The organism is Bacillus sp. RCC_6_1 (genome assembly GCF_041360755.1).
Classification (GTDB): domain Bacteria; phylum Bacillota; class Bacilli; order Bacillales; family Bacillaceae_G; genus Bacillus_A; species Bacillus_A cereus.
Window position 1 is genome coordinate 291,856 of sequence record NZ_JBFUPV010000003.1, and the last position, 12,629, is coordinate 304,484.

Here is a 12,629-nt window from a genome sequence, read left to right on the forward strand (position 1 = left end):
ACAAATTTGTTAAAACCTTCACAAATATTCCACACCTCTTATCCATTCTCCGTACTATAATCATGTATGGAAAAGGAGATGGATCTAATGACTCAAAGCGCACCAGAATTTAAAGTTTTGCAAAGCATTGCATTTCTCGCTGTCGTTTTGCAAAGTTCTTTATTATATACAATGAATCAAGGAAATGTCTTACTTGAGCAATCCCTCATTATGGGCATGCTATTTAATCTTGCAAAATTCTCAGCACCAGCATTCATATTTATCGTTGGATTTCACTTAATTCGTCACTATACAAAGCAATTAGTATATAAAGAATATATTTCCGAAAAAGCGATACACTTACTCATTCCTTATTTCTTTTGGTCTATTCTTTACTTATTAACAACAAATGATCTTATTACGTTACAAAGTGGAATAAAAAGTTTATTACTCGGAACAGCCGCTCCCCATCTTTGGTACGTTATTATGATGTTCCAAATTCACTTATTGTTCCCTTTACTATGCACACTTTTTTATTGGTTTCAAAAACGAACAGAAAATAAAAAAGACATATATAAATATATGACCTTTTTCGCTTGCCTATATTTTCTATTAATGTGGTTCTCTTCTCACTATATTTTTAATGGAGAAAAATTAACAAGTTCAACAATTTTACATTATACAGATCGATCATTTCTATTCTACTCATTCTATTTCGTTATGGGCGGCATTGCCGCTGTAGCACTAAAAACTTGGCGTCTATTCGTCATGAAACATATCCCGCTTATAACAATATTATTTTTCATCTTATTTTTATTCATCAATTATGAGTTGTTTAGTTTTTACGGAGCAAACTCTATTCATTTAACTGTTTCTACCTATTTAAAACCATCTATGTTTTTATATATCGTATGCGAAATTATCATACTGTATGTGTTATCTATTATGATAGTACAGCGTCGTGGTTTCTTATATAAAACGTTACGTTTCATTGGTAATTACACGTATGGTGCTTATTTAGCTCATTTATTCTTCTTGCAACTATGCACAAAACTTCTTTCCTTATTCACACTGCAAGAAAATACTATATTATATGCCCTATTACTATTTGTGTTAACGGCCATTATCTCTATTTCAACAATGGTCATTTGTAGCACAATACCATTTCATACTTGGATTACAGGGCCTTCTCCTACAACAAAGATGAAATGGACGAAGGTTGTATTACGAAAAAATCATAAAAAACTATTCAAGCCATATATTTGATATAATAATACGCATATAAAAAGAAAGCGAGAGACACCTATGATTAATCAAGTTGGACAAATTATGCTATATGTAAATAACCAAGACGAAACAGTACAATTTTGGACAGAAAAAGTAGGGTTCCAAATCATTGCGGAAGAAAATAACGGAAACGGATTCCGCTGGATTGAAATTGCACCGGCGAAAGAAGCAGGAACAAGCATCGTCCTTCACGATAAAGCGTTAATCGCGAAGATGCAACCTGAACTAAACCTAAATACACCTTCACTTATGTTCTTCTCAAATGACTTAGACCGTCTATATAAAGATCTTTCTGAGAAAAATGTCACAGTTGGACAGGTTGTAGATTTACCTACTGGTAGAGCATTCAACTTTGCTGATAATGAAAATAATTACTTTGCAGTAATGGAACGCAAATAAAAAATAAGCTATCCGAAAAAATCGGATAGCTTATTTCATTTTAAGAAACTCGTTCTGCATTCGTTTCTCTATGCTGTATATGGCTCGTGACCCAAGCAATTCCACCGGCAACAACGAGATAACATAACAATATTAAAATTTGCATTTGTAATTGCGACCAATCTCCTAAAGAAATAACATCTTGTAATCCTCTAAGAGAATGAGACATTGGGAGAAACTGTCCAATTTTGCTAAGAACAGCTATGTTTAATTCTCCTGGGAAAGTACCTCCGCTCGTCGCTAATTGCAGGACAAGAAGCGTTACCGCTAAGAATTTTCCAACAAGACCAAATACTGTTACTAACATAAGAATAAATGTCATGAACGTAAAGGAAATAACAATACTTGATAAAACAAAAAGTGGCACACTTGCAACTTCTAATTTCATAACTCCTAGCACAACTACATCTACGAGTAGCGCTTGAATGAGTCCAATTAAATATACCAATCCTAGTTTATTGATAAAATGTACCGTTCCGCTTACCTTCATGTTTTGTCTGCGGCCAAGAGGTAAAATATTCGATGCCATAATTCCGCCAACATAAAATGCAAGTGATAAGAAATATGGTGCAATGCCTGAACCGTAGTTAGGAACGTCAGAAACTGTTGACTTCACTAACTGAACTGGCTCTGAGAACATCGTATTGCGTGCATCATCATTACGAACATCCGCTATCTTCTCTGCGCCCTCTCCTAATTTCGTAGAAAGTTCTTTCGCACCATCATCAAGTTTAACAAGTCCATTTGTTAATTTACTAGCACCGTTATTCAGCTCCGTTCCACCACTCGCAAGCTGATTTACACCTTCTTGCAGGGATGTAAATCCATTTCCCCACTTCATAAACCCATCAGCCAAATTCGATGCACCATCTGCTATCTTTTTCGTTCCAGCAGTAGCTTCATTTAACTTAAATCCGAATGTATTCATGCCTTCTTCAATCTTATGTTGACCATCAGTTAGCTTCTTCGCACCTTGTGTCAATTGTTGTTGGCTATTATTTAAAGTACTTGTTGCTTTAGCTAGTCCATTAGACGTAGCAACAATTTTTTGAAAAGCTGGATCTTGCTGCACTTCTGGATGATTTTTCACGTACTCTTCTAATTGTTGTTTTACACTATTTGCCGCATTGTCCGCTTTCGCTTGCCCTTCAGCAAGTTTTTCATTTCCATTCACCCATTCATTTGTACCAGCACTTAATTCACTAATTCCTGATTGTAACGTTTTTTCACCTTGTGCTAATAACTCCATACCACTATGAAGTGATGTCGCTCCTTGACTCAGCTCATTTGCTCCCCCGGTTAAAGCAGATTGACTGGATGCAAGCTTTTCAGTTCCTTCTTTCAATTTCGATGTCCCATCACTTAAACGATCAATACCATTCGCAAGCTGACTTGCTCCATTTTTTGCATCGGTCGTTCCTTCATGTAACTTCTCAGCACCATTACTTGCATCACTCAACCCTTGTGCCAAATCTTGAAACTTTGAAAAAACACCTTCTGTATATGATTTCGTAATACTGTTTGAGATTTTTGTTTTCATATTTTCAACAGCTGTCGTTCCAATTTGAGCCGCTACAAAGTTTTTACCTGGATTTACTTTGTACTGCAACTTTGCTGGCTCTGGTTTCTCATCCATAAGTGTACTTACCTTTTTAGAGAAATCTTCCGGAATCGTAACAACCATATAATATTTATCTTCTTTTAACCCTTCATCCGCACTTTTTTCTGATACGAAATGAAAAGCCAATTCCTTATTCTCTTTTAAATTTTTAACAAAATCGTCTCCTGCATGAATTGTTTTTTCATCCATCGCAGCACCCTTATCTAAATTCACAACCGCAACAGGTAATTTATCTAATTTTCCGTACGGATCCCAATATCCAGCTAAAAAGAATCCTGAATAAATTAACGGAACGATTAATAAAAAAATTAAAGCGATACGTCCATGTTTATGGTGCCACATCGCTTTCCAATCTTTAAATATAAGTTTAATTCCCTTCATGAAACATACTCCTCTTCTAATTTAACACCCTTCGAATGGTTTAACAGATTTACTATACACGTCACTTTACATACTGTATAATACATCTTTAATTATTAATTCATTCCTTTTGGTCTATAGAAAGGAGACTCGAAATGGAACTGCTCCAGTTAAAATACTTTCAGACAGTTGCACGACTAGAACACATGACAAAGGCAGCTGAAGAATTGCATATCGCGCAACCTTCACTCAGCAAAACAATTGCTAGACTCGAAAAGGATTTAGGAGTCCCTTTATTTGATCGCCAAGGCCGACAGATTACTTTAAATTCTTTCGGAAAAGTATTTTTAAAACGAGTAAAACGTATTTTTCATGAATTAAGTGAAGGGCAACGAGAAATTAAAGATTTAGCCGAATTACAACAAAGCTCTATTACACTGGCCGTTTCTATTCCAAGAATATTACCAGAACTACTTGGCTCTTTTTTACTAGAACATCCTAACGTTCGATTCCAACAATTTCTTGCATCCACTCCTTCTATGAAACGACAACTAGATAATATAGAAATTGACTTTTGTATCTCCTCTGTGCCAATTGAAGGTGAGGAGATTGTTTGGGAACCACTTATTACAGAAGAAATTTTCTTAGTCGTCCCTTCAGGCCATCGTTTATCAGGCCGAAAAAATATCCACCTGCATGAAGTAAAAAACGAACCGTTTATTAGTATGAACACTGGCTATGGATTTCGACACTTAACGGATGAATTTTGCAAAGAAGCTGGTTTCACTCCGCATATTGCTTTTGAAGTAGATGAACCGACCGTGATTAGCGACCTCATTAAGCAAGGTCTCGGCATCGCTTTTGTTCCAAGTTTAACTTTATTAAAAAACTCTACTTTAGCATCAAGCAAGTTGCGTATTATTGAACCCAATTGTCAGCGAACCATCGGATTAAGTTGGTCAAAAAAACGCTACTTATCAAAAACAGCTCAGCAATTCCGTGAATTCGTGATTGATTACTTCTCCAACATTAGGACGTAAAATTATATCAACAAATAAAAGTTGCCACCCTCATATGGTGGCAACTTTTATTGTTCACTCTTTTTTAATTCCATTTCAGCTAAAAGTGGTAGTACATTATCAAAAATATGCGTATTATTATTTTCACCTGTTACATATCCACCATAATATCTACTAAATACGTTATCATTTCGGAATGTGGCCATATGATCATACAATTCTTTCGCAAACTTTTTATCACCTGTTTGTAGTACGTACAAAATCGTTAATCCGTATGCGGCTGGCGATTCATAATTCACAGTTTGTTTTCCCGTTTCTAAATTGTAACGACCGTATAGCTTTCCATCCTCCTGGAATTTCTTCTTTATAAATTCCAAATAAGCAGTTGATGAAAGACCACCTAAACTTCGATGATATGCAACGTATGATTGGTCAATAAGATTCACTTCTTTATCGTACGTAAATGTACCATCTTCTTTATACTCTTTCGGGAATGCCCAGCCATGCCTTGGATAGTCCGCTAAAAATTGAACGACTTCCTGATATTGCTGAGCAGAAACTTTGTCGTACTTCTTCATATAGGAGAATGCACGTGGATTTATGTATGATGTTGTTACAAAATTATTTTGTTTCCCTGCATCTGCATCATAATAATCAACATAATAATTATCTTTTTTATTATAACGAAGTACAGCATCACTTAATTGATCGGCAAGGTTTTTATAACGCTCTTCCTTATACATTTCATAAGCACGATATAATTGTTCTATAATACGAAGATCATCTATAAGTGCATTTGTAGCTGACTGCCTCTCTCCCTTTTCAGAGAGTTTCCATAAAACGATATGATTCTTATATACGAAATTATCTTGAATAACCTTTACTTGCTCATCAAATAACGCCTGATCATCTTTATCAAGTGTATATTGTAACCATAATCCCGCTGATTCTGATAAAGCTTCACGTCCCTTGGCTTCACCCGTACCTGCCTTAGTATCTACTAAACGATACGTGGCAAGAGTTCCATTGTCATTCACCATATGTCTTAAAATAAAATTTTCTGTACGGTTTCCTTGTAAAGCTGACCAAAATACAATTCCACCTAAAGCGATTAAGAAGATAACTCCAATCCCTATATATAAACGTTTCCGCAATCTTTTCACCTCCCTAGTAAGGCTAACCTTAATTTTATCAGAACATACATAAATTTAAAAAAGACAATCCACTAGATTGTCTCCCCCATTTCTATCCCTCGTAAACCTCTTTAGAAGGTTTATATAGCGATTGTACAAGCCGATCATATTCACGACGTGTAATCTCTTTATTATATAGCTTCAATAATAAATCTCTATGCTCTTTTGAAAATGCCATCTTTTTAATGACTTCAGGATACATAAAACACCCTCTCCATTTCACATAAACTTCTTCTTTTCTAAAAATAGAACTTATGTTCGCATAAAAGATTATAAAAGATTCCTGTAAAAAAAACAAACAAAACATGAGAAACTATTTATTTCTTTCTATTCAAAATATTACAACATTATATTATCATATTCACTTTTTAAATACATATATATTTTTGGTAGTTTTTTTGAATAAATCTTCCAATTCAATCAGAAAATAATGGCAAAAAAGAAGAGGAGTTTACATATGGATACGGTAACATTAGCAAGAGCATTTTTTGGTTCTTCATTAGCATTCCACATTATTTTTGCAACACTTGGCGTCGGACTTTCATTGATGATTTTTATAAGCGAAATACTCTATCACTGGAAGAAAGACTCCGACTATGCCATTATGGCGAAAAGATGGACAAAGGCGTTTGCTATTCTTCTCGGTGTAGCAATTCCAACTGGAACAATTGTTGGTGTGCAAATCTCACTTCTTTGGCCTGGTTTCGCCAAAATTGTTGGGCAAGTTATTTCTGTTCCCTTCCAAATTGAGATTTTCGCCTTCTTTTTGGAGGCTTTATTCATGTCAATTTACGTATATGCAGCCGATAAACTTCCTCCATTTATGAGATTAATCTCGCTATTTTTCGTCATGCTTGGTGCCACGGCATCCGCCGTGCTTATTACATCAGCAAATACATGGATGAATACACCAGCAGGCTTTTCAATGAATCCAGATGGATCTGTTTTTAACGTTGATCCGTGGAAAGCTTTCTTTAATCCAAGTTTTGGCACAAGTGCATTTCATGTCGTTATTACGGCTTATGCAACCGGTGCGGCTGTCATTGCTTCTATTGCTGGATTTAAATTATTGAAGAAAAATTTAAGTACACGTGAAATTGCTTATCATAAAAAAGGGCTGCTATTAGGGCTTGTCGTTACATTTATTACAGGCGCTACGATGTGGCTTTCAGGACATGAATCAGCGATTGCCTTACATAAACACTCACCTGAAAAACTTGCATCTGCTGAAGCTTTATTTGAAACGACATCACACGCACCGCTATCCATTGGCGGAGTTGTGGATCCTAATACACTTGAACTAAACTATGCACTTGAAATTCCAAACATGCTTAGCTTATTAGTGGGACTAGACCCTAGCACTGTCGTAAAAGGACTAAACGAATTCCCACAAGAAACATGGCCACCATTTTATACACATACACTATTCAACTTAATGGTAGGAACTGCTGCGTTTACCTTCGCTGTTGCAACAATTGCACTCTTATATTGGTATTTCGTGTACCGAAAAAAGGGAACAGAACTACCGAAGTGGCTACTTTGGGGGGCTGCCGCATGCGGACCAATTATGATGCTCGGTATTGAATTCGGATGGATTTTCAGTTGTAGCGGTCGTCAACCATGGACAATTTATGGTATGCAACGTACCGTCGATGCATCTACACGCGCTGATTTCGTCGGTCCTTTATTTGTTTTGTTCATCATTTTGTATATTGGACTCGCTATTTTAACAGTCATTGTTCTACGGACATTCTTTAGAAGACATCCATTAAAGAATGATTTACAACACCAAGGAGGCGATTCTCATGTATGAGGAAAGTATTGCAATCATCATCTTATGGGCCCTTATTTTCGTATACAGTATACTAGGGTCCATTGATTTTGGCGCTGGTTTTTGGGGCATGGTATACGCAAAACATCCGACGCTCGCTGCTAAACTTGCGAATCGGTACTTATCACCAACTTGGGAAGTAACAAATACGTTTCTCGTTTTCGTCGTTGTCGCATTTCTCGGCTTCTTTCCGAAAGCGGCCTTTACTCTTGCGACAGTAATGTTCGTACCAGTTATGTTAATTTTAGTGCTCATTGCAGTACGTAGTACATTTATGGTATTTGCTTACTCCTTGCCAAAATACCAATACCTTCTTCGGGTTATTTCAGGTATTACTGGTCTATTAATTCCAGCACTATTAATTACCGTTTTACCCGTTACAGAGGGAGCCTATATTACAATGTCTGAAGGAAAGGAAGTACTCCTATATGGAAAACTTCTTTCTAGCCCAGTTATCTACTGTTATATGCTCTTCGGACTAACTTCTGAACTATTTCTCTCCTCTCTCTTTCTTGCTGATTTTTCGAGAGAACAAAGTTCAGAAGATACGTATAGAATTTATAGAAGAAATGCTATCATCCTTGGTCCTGCAACGCTCGTTACGGCAATTATTGCCCTCGTTGTAATGGATCCAGAAACACATTGGGTTATGCAAGGATTAATAAAGCAATTCCCGTGGTTTACAGTTTCTATTGTTTTATTCGTTATCGGATACTCGTCCCTTTGGTGGACAAACAAAAAGTACAATACACTAGGATACCCTCGCATTGCCGTTTTAGCTGTCGTCGCTCAATATGCATTTGCAAGCTATGCTTACGGGGTCGCGCATTTACCGTATATTATTTATCCTGACGTAACTGTATTTACAAGCTTTACAACGAAAGAAACGTTCTATGCACTGCTCATTCTATACGCAATTGGGATTGCAATTTTATTACCAGGATTTATTTTCTTCTGGAACTTATTCTTGAAGGATCGTACTTTTTTGAAGGAAAAATAATATAGCATTGGAGTCTGTTCCAAAAGGCATTTTGGGATGGGCTCCTTTTGTCGTGTTTTGTCGATAAGTCGATATATTTTAAAAATCGCTGATATATTTTGAGTTGCGCCGATATATTTCAATAATCGCTGATATATTTTAACTTGCGCCGATATATCTCAATAATCGCTGATATATTTTAACTTGCGCCAATATATCTCAATAATCGCCCATATAAATTTCATTTACTATCTTACTGCCCAATAATTTATAGACTCCTCTCATAATAGTTATTTCACTATTCGTGACACTTGTCCTTTAGCATGAAAAACACATATTCGGTTCATCTCGTTATACGTCTAGTTCTTCTTATTTTTTGCTGAATATACTACCAATATAAACTTGAGACAAGCTACATCTGTTCAAGGGAAAATAGAAAGGTAGGCAAAATATGAGCATTGAAATATGGATTACTATTATTGTATTTTTCTTAACGATGATCGTTATCTTTTGGCGACCTCGCGGCTTAAATGAGGCATGGCCAGCAGCAATCGGAGCTGGTATCATCATAATTACTGGACTTGTATCAAAACCAGACATCATGGATATTATAAGTAAAATTGGCGGTGCTTCCATAACAATATTAGCAACTATTGTTATGGCAGTTATATTAGAAAGCTTCGGCTTCTTCCATTGGTCCGCAGCGAAACTGGCAAATCTAGCGAAAGGTTCTGGACGCCGTCTATACTGGTATATTCAATTATTATGTTTTCTTATGACTCTTTTATTTAATAACGACGGTAGTATTTTAATTACAACTCCCATTTTAATTCTTCTTCTAAAAAACCTTCAATTAAAACCACATCAACAAATTCCTTATTTATTAAGTGGTGCTTTAATCGCTACGGCATCTAGTGCACCAATTGGTGTAAGTAATATCGTAAATTTAATCGCATTAAACATCGTCCATATGACTCTTTATATGCATACCGCTATGATGTTTGTACCTGCAACATTAGGCTTATTATTTATGTCATGGCTCATGTATACAGTTTTGAAGAAAAAACTTCCAAAAAAATTACCTGTTTCTTCATATGATATTGAAGAAATTTTCTTCACGAAAAACTTCCATCCACTAAAAGGAAATAATTCTGTCGATACGAAACAAAAACGGACAAGATTCATGTTAAAAGTATTAGGTTTCGTCTTCCTGATGCGCTGTCTTCTATTCGTTGCATCCTTCTTATCCATCCCAATTGAAATCGTTGCGGTACTTGGTTCACTCGTTCTGCTCATTTGGAGATGGTACTACTTACGAACAAATCCTGTCGACATTTTGAAAAAGACACCGTGGCACATTTTAATTTTCGCCTTCTCTATGTACGTCATTATTTACGGACTACACAACGCAGGATTAACAGCTGCACTTGTACAATGGCTCGAGCCAGTTGTGAATCAGCATCTACTCTATGCTAGCTTTGCAATGGGCGGACTTGTATCCATCCTCTCTAACGTCTTCAATAACCATCCTGCCCTTATGATTGGTACAATCACATTAACAGAAATGGGACTAGATCCAGTCACATTAAAAACTATCTATCTTGCAAACATCATTGGTAGTGACATCGGTTCACTATTACTACCAATTGGTACGCTAGCTTCACTCATTTGGATGTATATTCTGAAACAAAACAAAATTAAAGTAAAATGGAAAGACTATTTAAGTGTATCCCTTATCGTTATCCCGCTCACAACAGTCGTCACACTATTCCTCTTATTCTACTGGGTACATCTCTTCTTCGCCTTATAAACAACAGAAGCCCCATTTGCTACCGTCTTAGCAAATGGGGCTTCTTCTATAATAAAGTTAGGTACTACAGTGTGATCAATCAAGTAAAGAGGTGTAACATGTTATTGATATAAATGACTACCAGCTTCTTTAAATTCTTCTGCTTTCTCTTTCATTCCTTTTTCAATTGCTTCTGTCGTTTCTAAATCATTTTCTTTTGCATATTCACGAATATCATGTGAAATTCTCATACTACAAAACTTCGGTCCACACATTGAACAGAAGTGAGCTGTCTTTGCCCCTTCTGCAGGCAACGTTTCATCATGATATTCCATCGCACGTTCAGGATCTAAAGATAAATTAAATTGATCGCGCCAACGGAATTCGAAGCGTGCTTTTGAAATTGCATCATCACGCTGATGAGCCGTTTTATGTCCTTTCGCAAGATCAGCCGCATGCGCTGCAATTTTGTACGTAATAACACCCGTGCGTACATCATCTTTGTTTGGCAAACCTAAATGTTCTTTCGGCGTTACATAACAAAGCATCGCTGTTCCAAACCAGCCAATCATCGCAGCTCCAATTGCAGATGTAATATGGTCATAACCTGGTGCAATATCTGTCGTTAGTGGCCCAAGTGTGTAAAACGGCGCGCCCTGACAAATATCAAGCTCTTTCTCCATATTCTCTTTAATTAAGTGCATCGGTACGTGTCCGGGTCCTTCAATCATAACTTGCACATCATGTTTCCAAGCAATTTTTGTTAATTCACCAAGTGTTTCAAGCTCAGAAAACTGTGCTTCGTCATTTGCATCTGCAATAGACCCTGGACGTAATCCATCTCCAAGAGAGAACGAAACATCGTACTGCTTCATAATTTCACAAATCTCTTCAAAGTGAGTATATAGGAAGTTTTCTTTATGATGGAATAAACACCACTGCGCCATAATCGAACCACCGCGCGAAACGATACCTGTCGTACGCTTTGCCGTGATTGGAATATAACGAAGCAATACACCAGCGTGAATCGTAAAGTAATCAACGCCTTGCTCCGCCTGCTCAATTAACGTATCACGATATACTTCCCACGTTAAATCTTCTGCAATTCCGTTTACTTTTTCCAGCGCTTGATAGATCGGTACAGTTCCAACTGGTACAGGCGCGTTACGAATAATCCACTCACGCGTCGTATGAATATTTTTACCTGTAGATAAATCCATAATCGTATCCGCACCCCAGCGCGTTGCCCATGTCATCTTCTCTACTTCTTCTGCAATCGAAGAAGATACAGCTGAGTTTCCGATATTCGCGTTTACCTTCACATGAAAATTACGCCCGATGATCATCGGTTCAGCTTCTGGATGATTAATATTCGCTGGTAAAATAGCGCGGCCTTCTGCGATTTCCTTACGAACAAACTCCGGCTCTACCCCTTCACGAATCGCAACGTATTCCATCTCAGACGTAATAATGCCATTACGTGCATAGTGCATTTGCGTAACATTTGCACCTTGCTTTGCTCTAAGTGGCTGGCGATCCATTTGCGGGAAAACAGGTGTATGCTTCGAAGCTACTTTCACACCGTCATCCTCTGGTTTCACTTCACGCCCTTCGTATGCTTCTACATCACCACGCCCCATAATCCAAGAATGGCGCGGCGTTGGAATTCCTTTTTCCAACTCGACCTTATACGCAGGATCTGTATAAGGACCGCTCGTATCATACACACGGATTGGTGGATTTGGAACGCCATTCGTTTCGCTTTGTTCAATCTCACGCATCGGCACTTTCATACCTTCTCGTGGTCCATCCACATATACTTTCTTACTCCCTGGTAAACTCGACTTCAATTCAATTTGCTCAGCTGAAACAGATTGTTTCATAAATTTTGTTGCCCCCCTGTTCGTGACAAGGACAAGATATGGCCAGCGCATGCCAAAATAAAAAGAGCCAGGTCCATAAAAAAATAAGGACCTGGCTCATAAAGACATCATTATGTAAAGCCGTTAACTTCCCTACGCTGGTACGAGCCAGATCAGGTCCAAAGGGTTAAGAAGTTCACGCGCTTCTCTCTCAGCCTACGCATACGTTAGGCACCCCTAGTTTATCACTGATTTAATTTTCAATACTTTC

General features: G+C 37.3%; 10 protein-coding genes and 1 riboswitch. Of the genes, 6 read left to right on the forward strand and 4 right to left on the reverse strand.

Translation table 11 applies throughout. The features are described from left to right. Positions 1–87: 87 nt before the first annotated feature. Together AB6801_RS13585 and AB6801_RS13590 are read left to right on the forward strand one after the other, a co-directional pair. Complete coding sequence (locus AB6801_RS13585; RefSeq protein WP_000194317.1) at positions 88–1,245, forward strand: acyltransferase; 1,158 nt, start codon at positions 88–90, stop codon at positions 1,243–1,245. 39 nt (positions 1,246–1,284) lie between these two features. Next, on the forward strand, positions 1,285–1,665 hold the full coding sequence (locus tag AB6801_RS13590; RefSeq protein ID WP_000610162.1) for a VOC family protein: 381 nt from the start codon (positions 1,285–1,287) through the stop codon (positions 1,663–1,665). Positions 1,666–1,705: 40 nt separating this feature from the next. Here AB6801_RS13590 and AB6801_RS13595 read toward each other — a convergent pair whose 3' ends face one another. Next, on the reverse strand, positions 1,706–3,706 hold the full coding sequence (locus tag AB6801_RS13595; RefSeq protein ID WP_000676216.1) for a YhgE/Pip domain-containing protein: 2,001 nt from the start codon (positions 3,704–3,706) through the stop codon (positions 1,706–1,708). Between the two features lie 134 nt (positions 3,707–3,840). On the opposite strand from AB6801_RS13595, the gene AB6801_RS13600 reads away from it, so the two are divergent. Beyond that, complete coding sequence (locus tag AB6801_RS13600) at positions 3,841–4,725, forward strand: LysR family transcriptional regulator (RefSeq protein ID WP_370941089.1); 885 nt, start codon at positions 3,841–3,843, stop codon at positions 4,723–4,725. Between the two features lie 47 nt (positions 4,726–4,772). On the opposite strand, the gene AB6801_RS13605 is transcribed toward AB6801_RS13600, so the two are convergent. Both AB6801_RS13605 and AB6801_RS13610 read right to left on the reverse strand, forming a co-directional pair. Next, complete coding sequence (locus tag AB6801_RS13605) at positions 4,773–5,858, reverse strand: hypothetical protein (RefSeq protein ID WP_048568618.1); 1,086 nt, start codon at positions 5,856–5,858, stop codon at positions 4,773–4,775. A gap of 91 nt (positions 5,859–5,949) precedes the next feature. Continuing rightward, positions 5,950–6,099 (reverse strand): hypothetical protein, encoded by a 150-nt coding sequence (locus AB6801_RS13610; RefSeq protein ID WP_000283181.1) that lies wholly within the window; start codon positions 6,097–6,099, stop codon positions 5,950–5,952. Positions 6,100–6,354: 255 nt separating this feature from the next. Here AB6801_RS13610 and cydA point away from each other — a divergent pair, with 255 nt between their 5' ends. From cydA to AB6801_RS13625, 3 genes are all read left to right on the forward strand, one after another. Then, positions 6,355–7,710: a cytochrome ubiquinol oxidase subunit I gene (gene cydA, locus AB6801_RS13615; RefSeq protein ID WP_000381987.1), complete on the forward strand. Its 1,356-nt coding sequence runs from the start codon at positions 6,355–6,357 to the stop codon at positions 7,708–7,710. Further along, positions 7,703–8,728 (forward strand): cytochrome d ubiquinol oxidase subunit II, encoded by a 1,026-nt coding sequence (locus AB6801_RS13620; protein ID WP_000272788.1) that lies wholly within the window; start codon positions 7,703–7,705, stop codon positions 8,726–8,728. Before cydA ends, AB6801_RS13620 begins: the two co-directional genes overlap by 8 nt. Positions 8,729–9,158: 430 nt before the next feature. After that, entirely contained in the window at positions 9,159–10,517 is a 1,359-nt protein-coding gene (locus tag AB6801_RS13625) for an arsenic transporter (protein ID WP_000021120.1), read from the forward strand. Positions 10,518–10,618: 101 nt separating this feature from the next. On the opposite strand, the gene thiC is transcribed toward AB6801_RS13625, so the two are convergent. After that, positions 10,619–12,379, reverse strand: a complete 1,761-nt coding sequence (thiC, locus tag AB6801_RS13630) for a phosphomethylpyrimidine synthase ThiC (RefSeq protein WP_087948327.1) — start codon at positions 12,377–12,379, stop codon at positions 10,619–10,621. A gap of 112 nt (positions 12,380–12,491) precedes the next feature. Then, a riboswitch (TPP riboswitch) is annotated at positions 12,492–12,607 on the reverse strand. Positions 12,608–12,629: the final 22 nt, after the last annotated feature.